General features: G+C 58.2%; 13 protein-coding genes and 2 pseudogenes. 6 read left to right on the forward strand and 9 right to left on the reverse strand.

Annotated features, from left to right (window positions below):
• Positions 1–5: 5 nt before the first annotated feature.
• The 5 genes and pseudogenes from IVB50_RS04385 to IVB50_RS04405 form a co-directional block, all read right to left on the reverse strand.
• The gene (locus tag IVB50_RS04385; RefSeq protein ID WP_247294742.1) at positions 6–5,270 is read right to left on the reverse strand and encodes a DUF4082 domain-containing protein; all 5,265 of its coding nucleotides are present in this window, start codon (positions 5,268–5,270) and stop codon (positions 6–8) included.
• Between the two features lie 90 nt (positions 5,271–5,360).
• A pseudogene (gene rfbA / locus IVB50_RS04390) lies at positions 5,361–6,237 on the reverse strand (glucose-1-phosphate thymidylyltransferase RfbA).
• Entirely contained in the window at positions 6,146–7,135 is a 990-nt protein-coding gene (gene rfbD / locus IVB50_RS04395) for a dTDP-4-dehydrorhamnose reductase (RefSeq protein ID WP_247294744.1), read from the reverse strand. The pseudogene rfbA and the gene rfbD overlap by 92 nt, the downstream one beginning before the upstream one ends.
• A 7-nt stretch (positions 7,136–7,142) precedes the next feature.
• Complete coding sequence (rfbB, locus tag IVB50_RS04400) at positions 7,143–8,201, reverse strand: dTDP-glucose 4,6-dehydratase (protein WP_247294746.1); 1,059 nt, start codon at positions 8,199–8,201, stop codon at positions 7,143–7,145.
• 14 nt (positions 8,202–8,215) lie between these two features.
• A pseudogene (locus tag IVB50_RS04405) lies at positions 8,216–8,565 on the reverse strand (dTDP-4-dehydrorhamnose 3,5-epimerase family protein).
• 347 nt (positions 8,566–8,912) lie between these two features.
• Here IVB50_RS04405 and IVB50_RS04410 point away from each other — a divergent pair.
• The 3 genes from IVB50_RS04410 (at position 8,913) to IVB50_RS04420 (ending at position 14,900) form a co-directional block, all read left to right on the forward strand.
• Positions 8,913–11,249, forward strand: a complete 2,337-nt coding sequence (locus IVB50_RS04410) for an AAA family ATPase (RefSeq protein WP_247294773.1) — start codon at positions 8,913–8,915, stop codon at positions 11,247–11,249.
• 67 nt (positions 11,250–11,316) lie between these two features.
• Positions 11,317–13,323, forward strand: coding sequence for a hypothetical protein (locus IVB50_RS04415; RefSeq protein WP_247294748.1), 2,007 nt, complete (start codon positions 11,317–11,319; stop codon positions 13,321–13,323).
• 221 nt (positions 13,324–13,544) lie between these two features.
• On the forward strand, positions 13,545–14,900 hold the full coding sequence (locus IVB50_RS04420; RefSeq protein ID WP_247294775.1) for an exopolysaccharide biosynthesis polyprenyl glycosylphosphotransferase: 1,356 nt from the start codon (positions 13,545–13,547) through the stop codon (positions 14,898–14,900).
• 68 nt (positions 14,901–14,968) lie between these two features.
• Here IVB50_RS04420 and IVB50_RS04425 read toward each other — a convergent pair whose 3' ends face one another.
• Positions 14,969–15,337, reverse strand: coding sequence for an H-NS histone family protein (locus tag IVB50_RS04425; RefSeq protein ID WP_247294750.1), 369 nt, complete (start codon positions 15,335–15,337; stop codon positions 14,969–14,971).
• Positions 15,338–16,073: 736 nt separating this feature from the next.
• Between IVB50_RS04425 and IVB50_RS04430 the strand changes: the two genes are divergently transcribed.
• The gene (locus tag IVB50_RS04430) at positions 16,074–16,457 is read left to right on the forward strand and encodes an H-NS histone family protein (RefSeq protein ID WP_247294777.1); all 384 of its coding nucleotides are present in this window, start codon (positions 16,074–16,076) and stop codon (positions 16,455–16,457) included.
• Positions 16,458–16,627: 170 nt separating this feature from the next.
• Here IVB50_RS04430 and IVB50_RS04435 read toward each other — a convergent pair whose 3' ends face one another.
• The 3 genes from IVB50_RS04435 to IVB50_RS04445 all read right to left on the reverse strand — a co-directional run bounded on the left by IVB50_RS04435 (position 16,628) and on the right by IVB50_RS04445 (position 19,268).
• Positions 16,628–17,656: a nucleotidyltransferase family protein gene (locus IVB50_RS04435; protein ID WP_247294752.1), complete on the reverse strand. Its 1,029-nt coding sequence runs from the start codon at positions 17,654–17,656 to the stop codon at positions 16,628–16,630.
• 37 nt (positions 17,657–17,693) lie between these two features.
• Positions 17,694–18,809 (reverse strand): serine/threonine protein kinase, encoded by a 1,116-nt coding sequence (locus tag IVB50_RS04440; protein ID WP_247294754.1) that lies wholly within the window; start codon positions 18,807–18,809, stop codon positions 17,694–17,696.
• A gap of 213 nt (positions 18,810–19,022) precedes the next feature.
• A complete protein-coding gene (locus IVB50_RS04445) occupies positions 19,023–19,268 on the reverse strand; it encodes a hypothetical protein (protein ID WP_247294756.1) in 246 nt (81 codons plus the stop codon).
• Between the two features lie 694 nt (positions 19,269–19,962).
• Here IVB50_RS04445 and IVB50_RS04450 point away from each other — a divergent pair.
• On the forward strand, positions 19,963–20,178 hold the full coding sequence (locus tag IVB50_RS04450; protein WP_247294759.1) for a hypothetical protein: 216 nt from the start codon (positions 19,963–19,965) through the stop codon (positions 20,176–20,178).
• Positions 20,179–22,512: 2,334 nt separating this feature from the next.
• Positions 22,513–23,970: a hypothetical protein gene (locus tag IVB50_RS04455; RefSeq protein ID WP_247294764.1), complete on the forward strand. Its 1,458-nt coding sequence runs from the start codon at positions 22,513–22,515 to the stop codon at positions 23,968–23,970.
• The last annotated feature ends 39 nt before the right edge of the window (positions 23,971–24,009 follow it).

A 24,009-nucleotide genomic window follows, 5' to 3' on the forward strand; every position in this document is an offset into this window, starting at 1 on the left:
TCTCCCTATGCTGCGAGCTGCGGCCTGAAGAGGACGTCAACCGCGTAGCTGGTCGCGTTGAAGGTGTTGGTCGGGAAGAGGCTTCCGGATCCGTACGCATAGACGCCGTTCCCCCCGCTGGACGCGGATGACGGGGCGGTCAATGGCCCGTTGGTCACCGAACTGGCAAACAGGTTGGGATCGGCCGAGTAGTTGCCCGCAGTATGGTAGGATGCGACATAGGTTGTCCCCGCCGCTATCGTCACCGGCGTACCGAAATTGACCTGCTGCCAGCCGCTTGCTGTCTCGTTGGTAAAAGTGGCAGTGGCTAGCAGCGCGCCCGTGCTGCTCCATAGATCGGCAACGTGTGTGCCCGTATTGTTCGGGCCTTTGTAGAAGCGCAACCCGACAATGTCGCCTGTGGTGGATGCCTGGAATTTCATGCCAAGTTCCACCGAACTTGGATCGTTGACGGAGACAATGCTCGGCGTGGGATTGGAGCTGAACAGGCTCACGGTGCTCGACGAGGGCGCCTGGACGGTGACGCTTGCTGTTGCGCTGGCGATACCACCGCGGCCATCGGAGATGGCATAGTTGAATGAGGCCGGTCCCGTATAGCCATTGGCTGGGGTGAACGTCACCGTGTTGTTCTGAGCGTTGAAACTGGCGGTGCCGTTGACGGCCCCACTGACCCCCGTGATCGTCAGAGCGTCCCCGTTAGGATCGGTATCGTTTGCTAGAAGTGATGTTCCGGGAATGCTAAGCGCCACGTCTTTGGTCGCGTTGAAGCCGCTATCGTTATTGGCGATCGGCGGCTGGTTGGTTCCGCCGCCGGAATTGCTGAAGACGACGTCCACCCAATAGTTGGTGGCGTTGAACGTGCCCGTCGGAAACAGATTCGCGGTTCCATAGGTGTAGACACCATTGTTGCTCGCAGAGGCCGTAAGCGGCCCATTCGCGTGAGCAGCAGTGAAGTAGCTGGGCGTATCGGCATAGCGGCCGTTGCTATGGAAGCTTGCGATATAGGTGGTGCCAGGCGTGATCGAGACCGGACTACTGAAAGTGACGGTTTGCCAACCGCTGCTGGTCTCGTTGGTGAAGGTGGCGGTCGCCAGAAGCGTGCCTGTGCTACTCCACAGTGATCCGGTATGGGTGCCGGTGTCGTTCGCACTCTTGTAATACTTGATGCCGGTAATCGTGCCGGCCGCGGAGGACGTAAATCGTACCCCCAAATTGACCTGCGACGTGTCGGAGTCCGATAGCACCGAGGGCCTATCGGAGGTCGAGAATAGACTGACCGTCGATGGAGTTGTGCTCACCACGATATTGAACATTTCGCTCGCGGAGAGGCTGCCGAGATCGGCGGCAGTCGCCTTCACACTGACGGTGCCGACATCCGCAGACGTCGGTGTGCCACTGAAAGTCCGCGTCGACGCGTTGAAGGTCAGCCAGGCAGGAAGTGGCGAGCCATCGGCGGCGGTTGCGGCGTAGGCGAGCGAATCGCCGGAATCGACATCGGTGAAGGTGCCGGCAGGCAGCGTCAGCGAGAACGCCGAGCCGACCGTTGCCGTTTGGTTACCGGTTTGGACCGCCAGCACCGGTGCGTCGTTGGCGCCATGAATCGTGATGGTGACCGTAGACGATGATGTCGCACCGGCAGAATCGCGCATCGTGTAATTGAAGGCATCAATCAGCGTATTGGTCGAGAGCCGCAATGCCTGCACGGCGGGATCCGTTTCATTGACCGTGTAGGTAAACGCGCCCAAGGCGTTGAGGACCAAGCTGCCGTGCGCGCCATTGAGTGACGATCCGAGCGTGCCAGACGTCGAGCCAAAGCTGACTGCGGTCACGGTCTTGGTGTCGCCGGAATCCGGATCGGTATCATTCGTCAGCACGTTCCCGGTGCCGGGCGAGCCACCCGTGCCATTGTTAGTCCCACCCTTCTCCGTGGCGTCGCCGGTATCGGCGACGGCAGTCGGCGGCCTGTTGGTGCCGCTGCTGGGGACAAACACCACGTCAGCCCAGTAGTTCGTAGAACCAAACGTACTCGTCGGGAATATACCAGCCGTGCTGGTACCGCCGTAGGAATAGACGCCGTTGCCGCCAGATGCGGCGGACGAAGGCGCCGTCAAATTGCCGCTGGTAAAGGAATTGGCGAAGAAATTGTTCGTGGCGACATACGCACCATTGGTATGATACGAGGCGATATAGGTTGTATTGGCACTGATCGTGACGGGGGTCGCCAGATTGACCGTTTGCCAGCCGCTCGTCGTCGTGTTGGTGAAACTCGCGCTGGCAAGCTTGGTTCCGGTCGCGGTCCAGAGATCGACGAGATCAGCCCCTCTGTCGCTCGGACTACGATAGAATTTCAGCGCGGTGATTTGACCGGCCGTGGCGGAGGTAAACTTCACGCCGACTTCAAGCGGCGTGCCATCATTCAAACCGGTCTGCGCCGGTACGTTGGAAGCTGTGAAGAGGCTTCCTGTACCGCTCCCACCTGTGACGTTGACGCTGACCATGGCTGGAGTTGTCTGCAGGTTGACGCTGTCGTCGGTCGCGCGCGCTTCGATCACATGCGTGCCGGGACCCACAGCGGCCCACGCGTAGCTCCAGTTGGTCGTCCCCGACGCAGGGTGCCAGGTCGTGCCGCCGTCGGTTGAAACCTCAACGCCGGCCACACGGCCACCGACGTCCGAGGCGGTGCCGGTAATAGTGACCGTCTGGTCCTGGTTAAAGCTCGTACCGCCTGTCGGGGAGGTGATGACGGAGGTTGGGACGGTGTGGTCGGCGGAGGCCTGCGCGAGCACAAGGCTGGCCTGCAGCGTCTGCGGCGTTACTCCCATGTCGGCGAACAGATTGACCATCGATTGCTGCACGGCGGTGCTCACCGGCGCAGTAAGGCCACGATAGTCCGCGTGCTGATCTGACAAGCCCCACGACCACATGACCGTGCCGGCGCCGAACACCAACGCGCTGCTGGTCGTGTCACGGTACAGCGTCAGGCTGTGTGTGGCCGTGCCAGAACCTGTGGTCAACCCGTTGTCCAAGAGCAACGTGTTCACGTTCCTCGTCGTCGACGACATGTCGATCAACCCGGCGGGCCGGAAACCGTTGTCGAGGTCGCTGTCCCACTCGTAACCCAGTAGATGCGTCAGCGTCCCGCCGTTGCCGCTGGCGACGCTGGTGTTTCTCCAGAACCGGAGTTGCGACATGCTGGCGGGAATCGTGATGTTGTCGAGCGTGCCGATATCGTCGACCGTGAAGATCGTGCCGGAGAGTGAGTTTTCCGGAGTCCCCGGTCCGTACACGGGATCGCGAAACAGACCCGCTCCGCCGTTGGCGGTGCCGTTCGGGTCAAGTTGCGTGCCGCTCCAGATGTCTTTGTACTCCACAATTGTCCGGTTGGGCGTATGGCTAGCGTCGAAACTCGGAGCAAGCTCCGTGTCCCAATAAATTTGATTACCGCTTAGAAAGGCGAGATCGACACCCGCGTCTGCCGCGGCCTTGACATTGGCGAATTGTGATTGCGTCCAGTATTCGTCGTGGCCAACATCGATGTAGGCGTTGGTGTTGCGCAGCAATCCGGGGCTGGTCGCGGCATCGATGCCGGAGATGTAGCTGACATCGTAGCCGTTCTGCTCCAGCCAATAGATCGCGGCATATTCCTCGCCAAACAGAAAATCCGCCGGCCCGGCCAAGTTGGACGTTGAATTCATGGCGATCGGACGATTGTAGCTGACGGCATAGGCACGATCGTCCTTGCCATTAGGGCCTTGATAAAGATTATATCCGCCCCAGGGATTGTACGCTTCCCAGGTCTGATCACTGGTCTGGAACAGAATGCCCGAGGTGGTGCCGTCGTTACGGACGATGAATGGAATCATGTTCTCGTCATCGCCTGTATCCGTCGTCAGCTTGGCGAAGTAGACCCCCGAGACGGCCGTGCTGGGAATTGTCCATGAGTCCGTCACCGACCAGTTCCCGGCGTCGACAGTTTTAGTCGCAGAATTGAAGATTGGGTTTGGCTGATTGTCCGTTCCAGTGTGATGCATACTGCCGATCAGGTGCGCGCCATTGCCACCATAGTAGCCAAGTCGGTAGATATCGAGCGTGTAGCCCGTCACCGACGAGGCGGTGTCAATCTTGAACGACACGGTCTGTCCGGCATTGGTGCTGATCTGTGTCGCGAAGCCTTCAATCTGCGAGTCGCCTGCGTTCGCGATCGAGCCGTGGATCGCCCATGTGCTCTTCGGCGTACCCGGCAGTTGATTCTCAGTGACAATTTTGTTGCCCGCGTCGCTGAAGGTCGCCGTCCCCGTTTGGGCGCCGGAGGTCGCGGTGAGTTGCAATGTAGCTCCGGTCGCTCGGCCATCAGCGGGCACCTGCCATTGCGCGACGACTGTCCCATTGGCCAGCCCATCCATGTCGCCGATGCCCTCGTCTTTGATCGTGAAGGGCGTATAGACATCGGCAATGCCGTTAGCGCCGGGCGCGCTCACTAGATCGGCAATATTGAATGTGACTGACGCCCCCGACCCGATGCCGGCTGCGCTAAACGTTGCCGTACTGCCCGGCGCGTAGTCCGCCCTGTCCGTCGTTAGGAACAGCGAATTGACGGCAGATCCGCCACGTGCGCTGGAGGGCGGCGCAGCCTCGTCGGGGGAGGCCTGGAACGAGACCGGTCTACTCAACATCGAAGACGTGGATGATGGATCCACCAATCTGGAGTGAGACGCTGGCCGGCCTGCCATTCCCGCAGCCGCATTGGGCAGGTGCTCTGACCCGATGAATGGCCCCGTGTGCAGTGGGGTCCAAGGTCCCTCGAAAGCGGATGGACCGTAGCCGCCGCTCGAATTGGTCCAATGACTGGTGCCGGTGCTCGATGATGCCTGCGCCACCTGATGGTCGGGCACGAATGAGAACGCCGGGCCCCCTGCGTTGGGGCGAGCCAACAGACTTGCCGAACTCGAGAGCAGAGCGGCCAACCTCGATTGGAATGGCGGGATACCGCGGGCCAGCGTCCTGCCGAAGCCGCCACGCGACAGCAATGCAGTTGCCACCTGACCAGCGTTGATAACCGCAATTGCCCTGGACAGGGGATTCGGCCCGCCGACCGCCTGGTCCGCATTCAGCGAGATCCCAAACTGATTCAACACTGGCGGTGTCCAGGCGCCGGCCGTTGGCCACAACCATGCACCTCGCGCGCTGGCATCTGACCAGCCGGAATCGGCTTCTTCCGGCAAGAGGGGCTCGGTTCCTCGATCAAGGACGCTCGCCTTTTGGTTCAGCATGGCCGGCCTCTCGAAATCAGCACAACAGAATGCGATTCAATTAATAATTAAATCAACCGTAATTTCAATCCATTTATTTTAACATTTAACTTAACGGCGAAACTGCAAGATTTCATTGAGATACCTGCCATACCCGCTCTTCTGCAGCGGCTCGGCCAAAGCGAGAAGTTGATCACGATTGATGGAGCCGAGGCTGAAGGCGACCTCCTCAAGACAGGCGATCTTCATTCCCTGCCGCTTTTCGAGGGTTTGGACGAACGTCCCACCATCGATGAGCGACGCACCCGTGCCGGTATCCATGCCAGGCAAACCCGCGCCCCATGCGCTCGACATGGAGCGCGTCGGCTGAAAGGTAGCGCATTTGCAGATCGGTGATCTCAAGCTCGCCGCGCGGCGACGGTTCAACGCGACGAGCGTAGCGGACAACGCGATTATCGAAGAAGTAAAGACCGGTGATCGCCCAAATCGACGCTGGCTTGCTCGGCTTCTCCTCGATCCGTATCGGACGATCCGCCTCGTCAAATGCCACGACGCCATATCGTTCCGGATCGCGCACATGATACGCGAAGACCCTGGCGCCTTCCTCACGTCCCGCCGCCCTGGCCAGCAGTTCACTCAGACCATCGCCGAAGAAGATATTGTCGCCAAGCACCATCGCCACACGATCGCTTCCGATGAAATCGGCACCAACAATGAAGGCGTTCGCGAGACCGGCAGGACGGGTCTGTTCCGCGTAGCTGAGCCGAATGCCCCATTGGCTCCCGTCCTCTAGCAACCGCTCGAACTGACACCGGTCTGACGGCGTGGTAAGAATCAGAATTTCGCGGATCCCTGCCAGGATCAGCGTCGACAGGGGATAATAGATCATCGGCTTGTCATTGATCGGGAGCAACTGCTTGCTGACCAGGCACGTGATCGGATAGAGGCGCGTTCTGCTGCCGCCAGCCAGCACGATTCCCTTCAGCATCGGTGTCTCCTTCTCCGACCAGCTGGTCAAGACAAGCTTCGAGTGAATGGCGCCAGGCCGCCAGGCGAATTCCGAACACGCGTTCGGCCTTGGATGAATCCAGGCGCGAGTTTCGAGGCCGACGCGCAGCGGTCGGAAACTCTTCAGTCGTGATCGCCTCGAGCGCCGGAATCCGCGCTCCACGACGGGAAAGCTCGTCGAACATTGCCTTCGCAAAGTCGTGCCAGCTCGTCTCGCCTTGACCGGCGAGATGAAAGATGCCGGCCGCGGCCCTGCGATCGACCGTTACTGACCGTTCTGCGATCTGAAGGATAGCCTCCGCGAGGTCGTATGCGTAGGTCGGATTTCCCTGTTGGTCCCGGACAACCCTTGCGATGGGCTGCGTCTCGCATAACCGCAACATCGTTCGAACGAAGTTGCTGCCATAGGGGCTGTAAAGCCACGAGCATCTGATGACGGTCGCGAGCGGATGCGCGGCCAATACAGCAGCTTCGCCGGCAAGCTTCGACGCGCCGTAGACATTTAACGGCGCGGGAATGTCGCTTTCGTCGTACGCATCCGGTTTTGCGCCGTCGAACACATAGTCGGTCGAGAGATGGATGAGTGGAATGTTCATCTGCCAAGCGACGTTTGCCAACGTTGCCGCACCATCGCGGTTGATGCTGAACACTTTCGCGGCTTCAGATTCGGCCCGATCGACCGCCGTATAAGCGGCCGTATTGATGATTGCCGACGGCGCGATCGACGCGATGAGCTTGTCGTTCCCTTCGCGGTTCTCCAGATCGAGTTCTGGCCGCCCGAGAGCCACCGCAGGCAGACCGCGCGCTGCAGCGAGATCACGAAGACATCTGGCCAACTGACCGTTCCGCCCGGCAATGAGGATGGGTCGATCTGTCATCTTTACCTCAATGTTGAGCAGCGAGCAGACCCAGACGCGAGCCGTCATAGACACCGCAGCGAGCACGTTGCCACCATGCACGATTGTTGAGATACCATCCGACGGTTTCGGCCAAGCCCTGTTCGAAGGTTCTCGTCGGCTCCCAGCCAAGTTCGCGATGCGCCTTAGACGCGTCGATTGTATAGCGCGCATCATGTCCTGGACGATCCGGCACGAACGTAATGAGAGATCGCCTCGCTCCCGCGCCCGGGGATAACCGATCCACCATGTCACAAATCCGGGTGACCACCTCCAGGTTGGACCGCTGGCCATCTCCGCCGAAATTGTACTTCTCGCCCGGTCTTCCTTCGTACAGAAGTCTTATCAAGCCAGCGGCATGATCATCGACATGAAGCCAGTCGCGAATATTTCTGCCGTCGCCATAGACCGGTAGCGGCTTCCGGTCGAGCGCATTGAGGATCGTCAGCGGGATGAGCTTTTCCGGGAACTGGTACGGCCCGTAATTGTTCGAACAATTCGATACGATGACCGGCAGACCGTAGGTTCGAAACCACGCGAGTGCGAGGTGGTCCGAGGCCGCCTTGCTCGCCGAATACGGCGAACTCGGCCTGTAGGGCGTGTCCTCGCGAAACAAATCCTCCGGCCCCAATGAGCCATAGACTTCGTCTGTCGATACGTGGATGAAGCGGAACTGCTTCCGCCGCGGAAGCGGCAGACGTTCGTAGTAGGTCCTGGCCGCCTCCAACAGCGTGTAGGTACCAACTATATTGGTGCTGACGAAGGCCTCGGGTCCGGTGATCGAACGGTCGACGTGGCTTTCGGCGGCCAGGTGTATGATCGCATCCGGCTCGTAGTCGGCGAACGCGAGACCCATAGCCTCTCGATCGCAGATGTCGGACTGCAGGAATGCATAAGACCCCAGCCCTTCGATGCTCGCCAGCGAAGTCAGGTCGGCTGCGTATGTCAACTTGTCGATGTTGACCACCGCGGCACTGGTCTGCAGCACCAAACGGCGACACACAGCAGAACCGATAAAGCCCGCTCCGCCGGTCACCAGGATACGCATTCCACTCATCTCCACTATTCGAAAACGCAAGCAAGCTGCTTGAGCGCAGGAAGGGTCTGGTCCTTTGGCGATATCTGAGCCTCTGACGGTGTGACGGGCCACTTGATCGCTAATGCGGGATCAGCCCAATAGACGCCGCTGTCATGGCTGGGGGCGTAGACTTGGTCGACCTTGTACAAGACGACGGTCTTGGGCTGCAAGGTACAGAACCCATGCGCGAATCCCTTCGGAACGGAATCAGGATTCCCTTCTCCGCAAAAGCCGATTGCTGAAAGGTCTCACAGAAGTAGCCGCGGGCATCGGAAAACCGATCTGTTCGAATGACTTTGACATCGGGGATCGCCAAGGATCGCAGTTCCAGCATTGGGCACCTCCTGCCGGCCCTTAATATTTCCCCATCGGGGTTCGTTGCGACGGACCATAAGTAAATATTCGACGGAATTTAATTATCCGCCCGCCGATCCGTCTCGAAACGCTCACATTATTTTCGTGCAAATACCGGCTAGACCGTAACCCGTAGAAGCACCTTCCATTTTTCCAACGCCGGGCCGAAACGACAGACCCATCGTCATTTTCAATTTCAGCTTCGATTAATATATGATTTATTTAATTTGGCAAGCAGGTTTTTATATGCATATAATCCCCCCGCCCGCGCGCCCCTTGGTTTGCGGGCGAGCGGCCCAACGTGACCCACCGTCGAACAGGTACGTGATGCTCCAGAACAATCTTCGACACACAGATAGCGTACGGCTGCCTGTGACCGGGCTGGCCCCACCCGTTCAAACGGACAGCGGAGGAATCAGCGACGTCATCAATTTCGGCCTCGGGCTTCTACGACGCCAATATCTCATGATCCTTGTCACTGCCGGGCTCGTAACTGCAGCCAGCCTGCTCTATCTCCGCTTGGCGTCTCCAACCTATACCGCGCAGGTTCAGATCCTGTTGGCTACTCCAAGGCCCCAATTTGTCCAGCAGCAATCGCTCCTCGCCGAGCCGGCCTTCGATCTCAGTCAAATCGAAACCCAGCTTCAACTCCTGAGATCAAAGGCCACTGCGGTTGCTGTCATCGACCAGTTAAAGCTGGCGGACGATCCGGACTTTAATGGGTCAGGGCTGTCTCTACAGTCGCTCTGGCAGCGAATTCGGTCATGGGGGTCGATTGGATCGAAGAAGGATGGCCCACCCGATACACATGGCGAACCATTAGACACTATCGTAGACGCATTTCTCAATCGGCTTTCGGCAGGGCGTGTCGGGTACAGCAACGTCATCGAGATCAGCTTTAATTCGAGCACCGCACTCCGGGCCGCGGAGATCGTCAACGCCGTAGCCAACACCTATGTTGCGGACCAGCTCAATGGGAAATTCGATGCCAATCGCAGGGCAACAAGCTGGCTGCAGGAGAGGCTGCGCGATCTCGGCGACCAAGCCCTCGCTGCACAACGTGCCGTCGACGTCTACAAGACCCAGAACAATATCGTTTCTTTGGACGGAAAGCCCATCGACGAACAGCAGATCACAGAAATCAACAATCGATTGGCTGCCGCGCGCGCGCAGACCTCTGAGGCAACGGCCAAATTGGCTCGCTATGAAGCACTCCTTGCCTCCGATCCGACAAAGCCGTCCTCGATGAACAATCTGGATGCAATCGGAGCCGATTCGACAAACAGTCAGATCATCAACGGGCTGCGTCAGCAGTATCTGGAACTCATGAGGCGTGAGGCCGAGTTGTCGGCCAGGGTAGGTCGCGACCACCTAGCAGTCGTCAATATCCGGAACCGCGCGCGGGAATTTCGCGTCTCCATTTTCGACGAAGTCAAAAGACTTGCCGAAGTCAGCCGAAGCGAGTTCGAATTCGCCAAACAGCGGCAACAAGAAATCGAAAAGCAACTGTCCAAGGCCGTTTCGCAGTCCCGTTCAGTCAATTCTGCCGAGCTGACCATCAAGGAGTTGGAAAGCCGGGCAAAGGGTTTGCGTAGCTTGTACGAGACCTTTCTGCAGCGTTACATGGGCTCCGCGCAGCAGGAGACATTTCCCGTCTCGGAAACGCGGGTACTTTTCCCCGCATCGCCGCCGCCGAGCAAGAGCAAGCCAAAGACAATGTTGGTGCTGGCGTTCGGCATCTTCGGCGGTCTCGCGATGGGCGTCGGCTTGGCGCTCCTCAGAGACATCATGGACCGCGTCTTTCGTACCTCTTCACAGGTGGAAACTGTGCTGGAATTGCCTTGCCTGTCTTTAGTCCCATTGTTACCGGCCCGCAAATCCGCGAAGCAACCAGTTCGCTCCCAGCCAACCGATGATGACGTTCAACAACGGATAGTTCCGTCTCCAATGGCAATTCATCGGACCGTGGTCGGAATGCCGCTATCTCGATATACCGAGGCCATTCGTTCCATCAAGCTAGCCATCGACCACAATCCGGCCAAAATCTCCTCCCAGGTCATCGGCATTACCTCGGCCCTGCCGAATGAGGGGAAGACTACGATTGCAGCCTCGCTCGCGCAATTGATCGGGCACACCGGCAAGAAAGCGATCATCGTCGATTGCGACCTCAGGAATCCCTCACTTTCTGCGATCTTTGCGCCCAGGGCTGTCAACGGAATCATCGAAGTTGCAAACGGCAGCCGATCCCTGGCGGACACGATTTGGCGAGATCCCACGACGAACCTTGCATTTCTACCCGCCGTGCGGCGGGGATCTCTGCTTCACACCAGCGAGATTCTGTGCGCCGACGCAATAAGCAAGCTGTTCGACCGCCTGCGAGCTGACTATGACTACGTCATCGTCGACCTTCCTCCCCTGACCCCGTTAGTTGATGTCCGAGTCACTTCATCTCTAATAGACGGCTATATTCTAATCGTTGAGTGGGGCCGCACCAAAATAGATGTCGTGCAGCACGCACTGCACACGGCACCCAACATTCATGAATCGCTGATTGGGGCAGTTCTCAGCAAGACGGATACCAAGGCAATGGCTCGGTATGACGGCCATCGGAGCTATTACTATCATGACAGCCACTATATCCGTTATGGCCTTTCCGGCTCTTGATGCTGTCTCGTAGCGGCCTGCACGTTCTCCGGCCACCGGAGTGGCCGCACCACACCATGGTGTTTACATGATTATCTGGCTTGTCCTGTTAGCCGAGTTTGTGGCGATCACCGCGGCGCTCGCAATGCCGGAAAGCCTGCAAAGCTTGGGATTGGCATCATTCATACTAGCAACAGCCGCGCTCGTTGTAGCGATCTTTCCATCGCCCGCCTCCCTCGGGCTCACCAAGCTGCTCCGGACTGGTCCCGTCGTTGTGCTCGCGGCTCCGGCCCTCTGGATGGCGTTACAGGTGGTGCCGATGCCTATGGACACGCTCGGAAATCCCATCTGGGCAACTGCTTCGGCGGCTTTAAGCGAGCCCCTCGCCGAAAAAATCACACTCGATATGGGGGCGACTATGCTCTCGCTGGCGCAGTATTGCGCTGTGCTCGCCGCGGCCCTCGTCACTGCGGTCATCACGCTTGACCGATATCGCGCAGCGCAAGTCCTGCATATACTACTGTCGATAGCCACGATTGCCACGGCCATGTGGTTCGGCAAGGAAACTGCCGGTGTCGCCGGGCCCGATGGCTCAACCGTCGCAGTGCTCGGCGTCTTGCTCTCCTGCGCCACGGCAATACGCGCGGCCGATCAAATAGCCCGGCACAGTCGGCCAGGAACAGTTGCGCCAGTTCCGTTCCTTGCTCTGTCCGCCGCGACCATCGCAATGATTGTCTGCTTGGCCGCGCTGCTCATTCGGACCAACTCCACCGCCGTCATCGCCGCCCTCCTCGGATCAGCAATCTTGCTCTCGGTTTTCGTTATTCGCAGGTTGTTCTTGGGCTTGTGGGGCACCGCTGGCGTTTTCGCAACCGCCGCAATATTCTTTATTGCCAGCGTAACGGTTATTCCGTTTAGGACGAACACCGATGTGACGATCGCCTTGTCAACGAGCAGTCAGATCGCGACAGAACGGATGCTACAGGAGGTCAGGCCGGCGGGATCCGGTGCCGGCGCTTCGACGGTCCTTTTGCCGCTTTATCGGGACATTGGAATCGGCGCCCCGCGAGAAAGGCCAACGGCTGCCGCCTCAATGGTTATAGACATGGGCTGGGCGTTCCTTTGCGGCCTTGTAGTAATAGCGATGCTCGGCGCTTGTATTCTGATCAGGCGTTCTCTGTCACGAGCTTACGACTACGTGTACCCCGCCTTGGGCGCCGGTGCTTCGATTGCACTGACGATACTGGCCTTTGCCGACCATGGAATTCTGGGTTTGGGCGCATCGCTTTTGGTCGCTGCGCTTTTTGGGCTGGCGTTCGGTCAAAGCGTCTCCGGTGCGGCCCGAGAGCCCATATCCTTGGAATCGAAAGGGGCTTCGGACTGGATGGCCGGTCCAGCTCCGGCGTCTCGTCCAAGGCTAGCGCCAGCGTTTGCCATCCCATGGCCGCGCGCTGCTCTGGCGGTGCTTGGAATAGCGCTGATCATACAGACGATATGGATGGTCCTCCCTGGACGGTATCTCGGAGATCAGTCTTCTTTGTCGCCAGCTGTTTCGGCCGCAGCAGCATGGCCAAACGGGATCTCGAAACCAGTTTCGGCTGCGGCAGCGCATGAAGACCTTTGGATCCGAGGGGAATCACGATCCCGTGGAGATCCGGCTCTCGCCGCGGACGAGCAAAAAACGGAACTTCCGGCAGCGTCGAACGCGTTTGCCCGCGCGCTGCGCTCGTCGCCGCTCCGCGGCGACATTTGGCTCATGCTCGCGGCGGCGCCGAAACAGAATTCGATCCGGACGGCAGCCATGCTCAAGATGTCGTACTATACTGCGCCGAACGATCTGGATCTGCTTCCGTTAAGGCTGTCCGTCGCGCTCGCTACAGATGCTGTGGTACGCGAGCTTGAATTTCGGGACTTGATCAAGCGGGACGTCAGCCTCGTCGTTACGCGTCGACCTGCTATCAGACCAGCGCTTGTGGCCGCGTACCGGTCAGCCTCGGCCGAGGGGAAGATCTATCTCGAGAACTTAATTTCGGAGCTCGATCCGACCTACCTCGACAACATGCGCGCACGGAATTCCCGGCAGGGATCTCGATAGGATCCTCTGAGCAGTGCGACATATTTAAATGGTGGAAACCAGAATTTTTCTCTTGAAATCGGATTAATTAATAATATATTAAATATTAAATCGCGGGTGTCCCGACAATGAATTTCGTGAACCGACATTTCCCCGATCGGGAAGTTACGGATCGTGTCAGTCCCGGGCCGATAGTATCCCGCCAGCCCAAATGGCCTCTCCGTTACGACTCGATCGAATACGTGGCGCTCTGTGCGGATATTGCGACCGTTGTTTTTGCGAGCGTCGTTTCGACGTGGCTGTGCCAAGCTCAGAATGGGTGGGCTGCAGGCGACTTAAGCAACGCACTTGGCCTGGCGCTAGTCAGCGCGGCATGTCTCGTTTGCCTCTTGAAGACCCACGGTCTTTATCGGCCAGCTGAGCTCCTCGTCCTCCGAAGGCAGATGCGCGCCGTCTGGATTGCATGGGCGTCATTGTTGTTCTTGATATGGGCCGGGTACGGTTTTGCAATCGGTTCGGGCTCTTCTCACCAAGCGGGCACACTTTTCGCCGTCCTGGGCCTCGGCTTGCTTATGGCCGAGCGGTGGGGAGTGAGAGTGCTTCTCGGACGGGGCCTGAGCGGCAGAAAATTTGCCAGCACAAATATTGTTCTGGTCAGCGACCAGCCGCCAGCGAAAAACGCCGGACTGTCTGAAACGCTGGCGATGCACGGTTATTGTGTCCGAGGCCGGTTCAGCTTGCCCCCAGTCGGCTTCGGTCCTGCCTGTCGAAGGCGGCTCACGGCTCGCGTGATTGACTACATTCGCAGCTCCGAGCTCGACCAGGTGGTTGTGGAAGCGAACCCGGAACGATGGCCCGAACTCCGGGCCTTCGTTGCCGATTTGCGGGTCTTGCCGCTACCCGTTGTGTTCGTTCCGGTCGGCACGACATCCGAATTGCTTCGACACCCCACGCGAAGCCTTGGAAGTACGGTTTGTGTTGAACTCCAGCGTGGGCCGCTTACGCAGCTGGACTGTGCGACCAAACGAATTATTGATCTTTTCGGCGCCGCGCTCGCCTTGACGATACTTGCCCCGCTGCTTGTGCTGGCCGCACTTGCAATCAAGCTGGACTCGCCCGGCCCCATATTCTTTCGACAACAACGCTGTGGTTTTAATGGCCGGATCTTCCTGATCCGCAAATTCCGGACGATGCATGTGCTCGAGGACGGGCCCGCGATCCTTCAGGCCCATCGCCTCGACCGACGCGTGACCCGCGTTGGCAAATGGCTGCGTCGGACAAGCTTCGATGAACTGCCACAGCTGTTAAATGTTCTCGACGGCAGCATGTCGCTGGTAGGTCCGCGTCCTCATGCCTTGGCTCATGACGGAGAATTTGACAAGCTCGTGCGGAACTACGCCCTACGCCGTAGGGTCAGGCCAGGATTGACCGGATGGGCCCAGGTCCATGGCTGCCGCGGTCCAACCCCCACAGCCATCACGGTCGAAACACGCGTACAATACGATCTCTGGTACATCGACAACTGGAGCCTTCGGCTTGATCTCGTAATCCTGCTGCGAACTCCCGTCGAAGTGCTGCGGGGACGCAACGCCTATTAGGCCACAGGATCACGGGCACTGCGGCGGCCATTTAACCGCAACCACCCCGTCGATGAGTGCAGATCAGGTTACGCGCGCTGACGAAGCTTCGGACTTGCATCCCCTATACGAAAGTCCTCAATTCTCCGGCCAGACTTCATGGCAGCAACCAACCACCGCGGCCGCTTGCCGCGCCCCGACCAGGTCTCGGAGGTCTGGGGGTTCCGGTACTTCGGCAGCACGCGCGGATATTTGCGTCTCGCTTTGGCAGTCGGAGAGACGCCCGGTCCGCTTGAGTCCGCCAACACAGCCACCCCGCCCCCGAGAACCGCCAAGCGCTTCTCCAGTTCGCGCTTTTCTGCCTTAATCCGGTCCGATAAGATCCCGCTAATTTCCTCATGAAGCGACCAGAGATCGTCAAGGGACATTGATTCTAACTCGAGTTTCTTAGCTGGCATGCTCGCACCCTGTAGTTGCGCCAAACTTAATATGCCCCGGATCGACATCAATCAAGATGGTGAACTCGATTTACCCAACAAAATGTATGGAACCGAACTGAAATCCGCAGTTCCAGATAACTGCGTCGCAACAGTCAATCAAGCCGAAAAAATGGACTATCTGCATAATTAATCGCGGACGGGGTAAATTCACACGCCCTGCGTGCAGCCATGCAACCTTCAAGCGAGACCCGACGTGACGGACCACATCAAGTGGCCGCACGGGAATCTGCAACGCAGTATTCTCCATGAATATGGTTGGCGTAGGCTGTCCTTCGTTCGTTCTGGGCAGTCTCGTATTGCAGGGCTTCGGATATGCATAACTCGACGCGGACAAAACTCAATATCCCTCAGCGCTAGGCTAGTCGCCTGAGCTCGATTTGAGCCTTCAGGTCCCCAATGTCCGACCGTGCAGCCGCGGGGAGAACGCTCCGAATGTATGTTGAAAACTTGAAAATACCCAAGAGGAACTCGATTGTGATTTCCTCTTTGTTTGCCATGCAGCAAATCATTGGATCTGCCCGTCCCATTTAATGAAATAACCCTCGCAATAACTATTAAATAATATATCATTTATTTATTGTAGTGTGAATTTGAAGCACTGACTTTGCTCTATCGTTGATCCGCTGCTCGGGCAACGATGCCTCGAAAGCTGAGGATGACAGATGCATCAGGCGTCGATCGAACGGTGACGAGAATGCTGCGTCGGCAAGATCTCGAAGCCATGGACTTTGAGGAACTTTGGCTCCTTCACGAAGAGCTGACAAAGATACTTGCCGAAAAAATCACAGTCGAGAAGCGGGAGCTCGAAAAACGTCTTGCGCAACTCAACCAGCCGGACGTCGGTGGGCCCGAAAGCGGGGCGGCAGAGATGGGCCTAGCCCAGCCTCCCCGCCGTAAATACCCAAAGGTCGTGCCAAAATACTTCAACCCCCTCAAACCGACGGAGACCTGGTCTGGGCGTGGTAAACAGCCGCGCTGGCTAGTTGCGGCGCTCCAATCCGGGCACACGCTCGAAGAGTTCAGGATTCGCGAGAACGGTGAAGCCTCCAACCGGAATGCTGGTAGTCAGGAGCATTGATGAAACGCACGAAGCTAGGGCTCCCGCTAAATTGCATCGACTGCAATAACAGTCAGCAATCGTCGCGAAATGGCCGCAAGTCTCTCCGAGAGGACCGGTGTTTCAAACTTCGAGTGCAAGCGCTCGTGTTCGAATCCTCAATGCGCAAGGTTCCTGGTTGAAGATCGATCCTACACTTTTCCGAACCGAACTGCCCCCGCCGTGCTTAAGATCAACCGCACGGAGCTTGCTCTCGGCAAAGACCATGATCCTCGACCGCGCTTGCCAGTTAGCTGCGATTGAATGCTGATCTCTCGCCTATAATTTCCGTAATCCAGAAGCGCCATCGTCAGGAAAGGCCACCGCATGATCGGAAACCGGGCTTGGATGAGTCGTCGCGCGAATTGCAAACGCGGAATCAGCCGGGAGCGCAGCGGGTGCGGAACATCAACCCCGAGCAGTTCGACGAGAGCGACTAGCTGGGTTTGGACTGCATTTCTCATCAATTTGCCGGAAAGATGAGAGGCGAGCTCCTTCCAATCGATGCTCTCAGCTGAATTGCTTAGATCTCGTAGATCAACCAGATGTCGCAGATCGAGATCGCCGATCCAATAGCCATAATCTTGAAACTGATCATGGATAATCAGCATGAGTGCTTGATACGTTGGCGTAGGAATATAAACCCTCCCCTGCCCAAACGGCTTCGACACGCATCCATCCAGCGTACATCCCGGACCTCGGTAGAAATGGGTAATACCGGGAGCGCTCCGCTGTAGATCGATCGTCCCGACATCCTGCGCGCGTTTAAGGTCCGCATGCCATCTCTGGCTTTCGGAAGGGGCGTGTTCATGAATTTCGTAACCAACAGCGACCAGGGCCGAGACAGCAGCTTCGGTCTCGTCCGGCACGACCATGATGTCCAGATCGGACATCAGCCGAACTCCTCGCCGCTCGACAGGTGCTGTGGCTAGCGTTGCCGCACCTTTGAGCAACACCGGCGTAACTCCCTGGCCGTTCATCGCAATGACAGCCTCTTCCAATTGACTGGCCAACCGGTCGTTGCGCAGCACGTTTCGGCGATGGATCTGGCGGATATAGGTGCACACGTCCTCCGGCAACACCGATGCAAATTGATCGACGAAGTCAATGAGCGCAGGCGTCGTCAACGTCTGGTTTGCGAGCCCGATGACGGAGGTCCACTCCACGTCGACGGGCGGCAAGCCTCGCAAGCAGTTGCATAGGCTTGTCAGTGCCGCACTATGCCTTGTCATCGCACAAGTCCATCAGCAGCTGTCGAGCCTGCGCCGATTCCGAATAGATAAGCTGGAACGATCGTGCGCCCCCAACAATCCGCTTCAAAGCGAAAAAGCCAGACTGCGACAGCTTCCCGTCTGCGGCAAAAGCGCCCTCAATGAGCCGCTTGATGGAATCAAGCTGATCCAGGGGGGTCAGCTCGACGGGGCCGCTTGCGACCCGGTTCAGAAAGATGATCCACTTGGCAGAGAGGCTCCCATTGTGCGCATCCGGAATCGGCAAATACCGCACTTCGGCGCCATCGGACCGGCGGTGCGTCACGTCGTTCCAATCGCCATACAGTCGGGATAGCAACCGCCACGATCCCTGCTTGAGGGTGAGGGCAAATGGGATGCCGCAGATCGTTCCGTCAGCCCCAATCAGCGCAACGTCATCGCCGGCATACTGAAATCCAGCGTCTACCAGTTCTAGTGCAAGAGTCGACTTGCCGGCTCCCGGTTGGCCGCACAGCAGCAAGCCCATGCCGCACTTTGCAAGAGAAGCGGCGTGGAGCGCGAAAGCCCACTGATTGCTTCGGATAAGTCGCTCTGTGATGTGAGCTTTGATTGTAGGGGCCAGAGCTGCGGCTTCACATCTATGGATGCTCCCGTCATTCCCGCGGAAGAATACTCGATCGCCGAGCATCATTGTCTCGATCGCAATATCCTCCTCCTCGCCGCTGTCGTCCGTAACACAAAATAGCGAAATCAACTGTTGCGAGAGCTCCCGATTTGCAGCCCGGACGCCGATCCTGCGCTGACCAAGAACCGTTGAGAAGGCACAATCGGCCGACATTCGCCAGTCGAGATCGAGCACCCCTCGATCGATCCAGACGTTCATCGCCTGCCACGTGAACTCGCGCGCTGCGCGCTCGCCAATGCCTAGCTGCCCGAGCTCCTGATGGACGTCTTCCAAAGAAGCGCCTTCTGCCAACTTGCACCAAATGAATGCCCCTAGCTGGTCCAACTCATAGAGTTTCTGCCTTGTCTCGCTGAAAAGCACTGATCGACCGTCCACCAGCGCGAAGACTGCACCCGCGGCGGGTCTCAACACCATCTCTGCCGATGTTTTTTCCAGCATGGCTATTCCCGATAGCAACGATATCTGTTTCGCCGCCGTGTCGACGCGGTGGCGACAACATCCTGCAATGTACTGTCCGCGGTGCGTTCAAACGAGCTGCAGTTGCCGAGGAAATTCGGCTTGATTGCCGTGCTGCAGCGGTGCAAATCCACCTTCAGTGCGGATGCACATCGCCTGACTGAGATTCGTTTCGAATGACCATACGGCCCCGGGTCACGCCGCCAGCTGACCACCCTCGTTCACCCCAGATGGAGAAATATTCAACACTTGTCCTCCGAGAAAGGTCGCCGGCGCGGTCAACCGGTGAGAGTCCAGCAGATAGCGGTAAAGTTCGCGAGCAGCACTCCGCTCTCCTAGAACGCGCTCCCTCTCGCTGATGCTCGCTAGCTTCTCGCGCATTTGAGCCAACTGCTTCGCAGCCGAGGTGGAGTTGCGCTTCTTCTGGACTGATTCCCGCATCGTCGCCTCCGACCAAAAAAATGACGAAAACAGCTTACGTCATTGACAACAATTAACAACGAGATTTATATGATCTCAATATAATCAATATTTATTTCATGTTTGAACCGGATGCAACCATTCAAATACCAAGAAGCGGGTCCTGCGTAGAAATAACAGCCTACCGAGAACAACGTCGCAGAAATCGCCGCGATGATCTTGGCCTCCTGCGTGCAGGACAGCAAAAAATAAAACTTGACGAGAGTCGCAAACCAGACCGACAGCGCAAGGCTTAATTTGCAGGATTAAATCCTAACGACGAATATTTCGCTGACGAGAGTGGAGTGAAACCGGTGATCGAATTAGCCAATTTGCCCATCACGGGCGACATGATCGTCTTCGTCGCGAGCGGCATAGCACGCCCAAAACTCCCACCCGCTCAGATTGGCCCATTTTCAGTGGCGCCCCAGGAGCTTTCGAGAGACGAATAATCAACGCCCGCGCTGTCGAGCCAAAGAGCGGCGGCGTCCAAGGAATCGCTCAAGCAGCGATCCGGCCGGTTGGAAAAACGTGGTCACGAGCAACCCGCCCTGCTCGAACAAGCACTCCCAGTGTGCGATGCCCCCCAAGTAACCCACACTGAGATGACGACGCACTCCAGCCGGCCGGTTCTCTTTCGTTCGACAACGAATAATAATTTCCTAGGGAGGCTCGCATGGGAATGATCATGGTCAAATGTCCGCAAACCGGTCGCGCGATTCCTACTGGTATTAGGTCGGACCGTGAGGCTTTCCTGCGGAGCGTTGTGTTTTATGGCAATACTCGTTGCCCGGCCTGTCGCGCCAATCACAACTGGTTCGCTCGCGAGGCCTGGGTCGATGAGCCGGTCGTGCGGCCCGGGGAGATATTCGAGGAAGCGCCGCTGTGCTGATGCGTAGCGGGCTTCGGTACAGACGCGGAGCCGAACTGACTAGCATTACACGAATTTGGGCCGACCGCCTCATTTGACGCCCCGTGTGCGGAGTTGACCTGTTGCGGCATGGTTGCCGCACCGACTAGTCTTGGTACGGGCTGGATGCGCTCAATCATGGCGCAGCGTTCATCCAGATTCCTGTCTTGGCGGCTATTTCTGCCAGGGCTTACTGGAGGGATGCGAAATATTTTGGCCTATCGTCGTAAAGCGAACTGACGCCCTCATGAACCGTAAGTTAAGCGTCACACCGGCAGGTCGGCGCAAACTAACGCTTCCGATCGCTGATCCTGCAAGGGCCTGTTTGGGGGTATTGTAGTGAGTAGTGGGGTTTGCAGCCGCTTGGCTGTTCTGCGTCAAACGGCGATGGAGCTCGTTAGCCTGCTTGCCCAATTGCACAGGCTACGAGAGCAAGTGCGAAGGGCGGAAGGGCGAAGCCTCGGAGAAAGAGCGAGACTAGGGGCGGCGTCACGGATGCGTAGGCCCCGGTTTGGGACGAGTTGCCGCACGCGGATTCAATGATGGCGAGCGGCGCGCGTAATTTCAGCGAACTCGAAGACGATCGTTTCACGGATCGACCTTGAAGCCTCCGATAACCCTTGCACAGCTCCAAGCCGCCCGATCGCCCCCAATGAGGCGTGCGCACAGCGGGGTTTCAAGGCAGGCCGATGCGAGTGAAGGCTCTGTGTCGGGAAAAGTGCTGCACTTGGATCCGGCGTCCCTTTCCGGCTCTGACCGAGATCATCCACGAGCGGCATGCTGCGGATCATGTCCCGCACCTGAGCCTGACTTTTTATCTGTTTTTAGTCTTATGAAGCAGCGCTTCATCTGAAAGACAATTTGAAAGCAAAGCCGAAAGTCGTTCGCGTCAAATCGTTTCGGTAGTCGCGCCACGGAAGGCAAATTTGATTATCCGGTATAATCATAATTAATATGACGCAAAACAGAAAATAAGGTGGGGAAAAATAATGGGAGGAGTGGATGGAGACCGTACGCCGCTTGCGCGCGATGGCGTCGCTGTGCCGACAGACTTCTGCGCATCATCCAGATCGAAGCTGGAAGCTTCTCGCCGAAGCTGAGTTCTGGGAGCACTTGGCTAATGACATGCTTCGCGAGCATTTCGAACAATGCACGGCTGGCTCCTCGCTCCGACCGATCGGACGTGATCCGAATGCCGCGGAATCGAGCGCTCGCATAACCGCGTGAATGCTCTCGCCTAGCCCAAATCCCACTCGGCCGTGTGCCGGGCGTCAGTCCTCTTCAAGGCGCCCCATGGAGAACCAAGCCCTGCCGGCGCCTTCGTCGGGCGGCGCGCAGACCTGAGCAGGGACGCCAAAGCGCGCTCGGCTGCCCGGCTCGGTCCGCTCAGACTACCGAGTTCTGTTTTCTAAGGCGGGAATGCGCTTATGCGAAACTGTCGTTCGCCGTTGGACTTGCACTTTGGCGTCCAGCGGCGTCCAGCACTTTTTCCCCAGTTCGTGCGGCGCGCGGCCGGCTCACTTGGTCCGAAAGGCTGGAGCCCCTACCAACTATTCCAGCGATATTTCCGTCGACCTTCGCTGCCGGTATTTTTCGGTTAGGTGACGGTCCAACGATCATCTGCTCCTCGTTGCTCGTGCCAGTGCCAAAAGCTCCGATCGGCAGACCATTTTGAGCGTGGCCAGCGCAGGCAGTTCTCTTGGCCTGCGCCGCCGCCCGCGACTTCGACGTGGTGGGTTGAACGTCCGGGCTGTTGGTTTGACTGGTGCGGTTCAGGTTTGCACCGGTACCAACGTCTCGTGTCCCTATTCCTGGAGGCGCCGATGGACCAGGGTTGGCGCTGCTCGCATTTGTACCCATGCCGGACGGAGCTGACCCACCAGTGTTGGCGCTGCCCGTGCCCGTCCCAGTGCCGGCACCCGCGGAGCCCGCCACGGCGCCGCCTGCTTGGGCCAGGGCCAGCACAGCTACGCTCGTGATAATCGCAATGATCAGCGAGGGGAGTCGGTGGAGCATTGGACGATCTCCTTCTCAAGCGACCGGCAGCATCGGCCGAACATTTAATTGGCGATAAATGATTGAATAAAATAAAATATGGTTTATTTTGCCTGAGGGTAAATTGAAATTGAGAAACGGATTGACGCATTAATGTCGCGGATGTGGGCACAAGCGTCGATGCAGGCAGGGTCGGGCCTTGGATCGCCCGTTCGCCGCGCAGACGTGTGGATTGCCTCGGATTGTGTTCGTAGCTGTGCGCGCACCTGCGCAACAAGGTCGGCGTGGGTTGCACCGACTGTCCTGACGATAATATCGGTTTTGACCATACCCGTTCTCGCGCAGCAGCCAAATCGGCCGGCGAGCGACGCCCATGTCATGGCGACGCACTTGCGCGGCACGACCGGCTCGGGAGGGTGGCGCGCGGCGCGGCTGAAACCATCTGCCGACACGACACCCCTGAAGCTCGCACAAGCCACAATCAGCAATACCGAGCGATCGCGGCAAGTGCTCGCCACAGAACAGGAGAGGATACGGGCCCTTGCTGCTGACCTTCGAACATGCCGACGGGAGCAGGATACCGTGCTGGGGCTGTTGCAGCATGCACGCGAGCAATGGACCAGCATTGCGGAGGCCACCGAGAATGAAACCGATGAGCTCCAGAAATCGCTCCGGGAGGAGCGCTTGCACACGCAGCGTCTGGAACGGGAACTTGTCAAGGCGCGCAACGATTTCGAAGTGCAGGCACGGCTAAGCCGCGAAATCGGCGCAGAGGGTCGCGAACCCGAACGCCGGGCACAGAGCGATCCGAGAGAGCTGCAACAGGCTGTCGAGCGGGAGAAAGATCGGGCAAACCGGCTGGAGCAGAATCTGACAGCCGCTCATCACGACCTGGAGACCCAGTCCGCAGAGGTAACCAGACAAGCCGCAGAGATCAGTGCAAAAGAGGCAGCGGAGGCTCAGGTACAGGCAAGCCTCCGACAGGAGCACGATCGTACCAAACAGCTGGAGGAGACGCTCGCGACGACGCGAATCGAGCTCGACAACCGATCCCAGCAGATCGCGAAGGCAACCGAAGAAACGGTGCAGACCAAACGAACGGCGGAGAATACCTCGGCTAAACTGAAGCTCTCATTAAAGGAGGAGCACGAAAGAGCAGATGCGCTGGCGCAAGAGCTCTCGTTGGCTCGTTCCACGGTGTTCGCCTATGAAGCGCAAGCCGCGGCAAACGATGATCGAGCCGAACAGTTGAAAAAGCGGCTCCGGCGAGAATGCAACCAATCCGGCCGAGATGAGCAAGAACTTGCCGCAGCGCGCCCGAGTATCGGACCGTGGCTACCCGCCGGGGTGTCGGGCGAAGGCGGAGCCGGCAATTCGCCAACAAGGGAACTGCTCCGAACACTGCTGCTGGGATCGCCGCAGGCGCCGCCCGCGCAATTCGCGCGAGAGCTCGTGGTCACAGCAGCTGAGCCGAAGGCGCCATCCCCGGTTCCCCGGAACGAAAACGCCGCCGAACTCGTGCGATTGATCGCTCGCGCAACCGGATTGCTTCGACAAGGCGATATTGGCGCGGCACGAGTTGTCCTAGAGCGTGCTGCTGAATTAGGGAGCGCACCGGCAAGTTTCGCCCTCGCGGAAACGTATGATCCGAGCTTGCTTGCAAAATGGGGCGCGAGCGGAACGCGCGGCGACACGTCCAAGGCGCGAGAGCTTTACGCCAGAGCAGCAGCCGGAGGGGTCAAGGAGGCAAGGGAGCGATTCGACGCACTTGGTCATTAGCAGCATCGGTGCAGACAAATGGTCGTGCGCTGTATCGAC

This window comes from Bradyrhizobium sp. 87, assembly GCF_023073015.1.
GTDB classification, from domain to species: Bacteria; Pseudomonadota; Alphaproteobacteria; order Rhizobiales; family Xanthobacteraceae; genus Bradyrhizobium; species Bradyrhizobium canariense_D.

What these genes read in the sequence shown, in the direction of transcription:
- IVB50_RS04425 (WP_247294750.1), bottom strand. Translation starts at nt 15,337, where the DNA reads ATGCCAGCTAAGAAACTCGAGTTAGAATCAATGTCCCTTGACGATCTC.
- IVB50_RS04450 (WP_247294759.1), top strand. Translation starts at nt 19,963, where the DNA reads ATGGGAATGATCATGGTCAAATGTCCGCAAACCGGTCGCGCGATTCCT.
- IVB50_RS04410 (WP_247294773.1), top strand. Translation starts at nt 8,913, where the DNA reads ATGCTCCAGAACAATCTTCGACACACAGATAGCGTACGGCTGCCTGTG.
- rfbD (WP_247294744.1), bottom strand. Translation starts at nt 7,135, where the DNA reads ATGACAGATCGACCCATCCTCATTGCCGGGCGGAACGGTCAGTTGGCC.
- IVB50_RS04385 (WP_247294742.1), bottom strand. Translation starts at nt 5,270, where the DNA reads ATGCTGAACCAAAAGGCGAGCGTCCTTGATCGAGGAACCGAGCCCCTC.
- IVB50_RS04415 (WP_247294748.1), top strand. Translation starts at nt 11,317, where the DNA reads ATGATTATCTGGCTTGTCCTGTTAGCCGAGTTTGTGGCGATCACCGCG.
- IVB50_RS04440 (WP_247294754.1), bottom strand. Translation starts at nt 18,809, where the DNA reads ATGCTGGAAAAAACATCGGCAGAGATGGTGTTGAGACCCGCCGCGGGT.
- IVB50_RS04430 (WP_247294777.1), top strand. Translation starts at nt 16,074, where the DNA reads ATGCTGCGTCGGCAAGATCTCGAAGCCATGGACTTTGAGGAACTTTGG.
- IVB50_RS04445 (WP_247294756.1), bottom strand. Translation starts at nt 19,268, where the DNA reads ATGCGGGAATCAGTCCAGAAGAAGCGCAACTCCACCTCGGCTGCGAAG.
- rfbB (WP_247294746.1), bottom strand. Translation starts at nt 8,201, where the DNA reads ATGCGTATCCTGGTGACCGGCGGAGCGGGCTTTATCGGTTCTGCTGTG.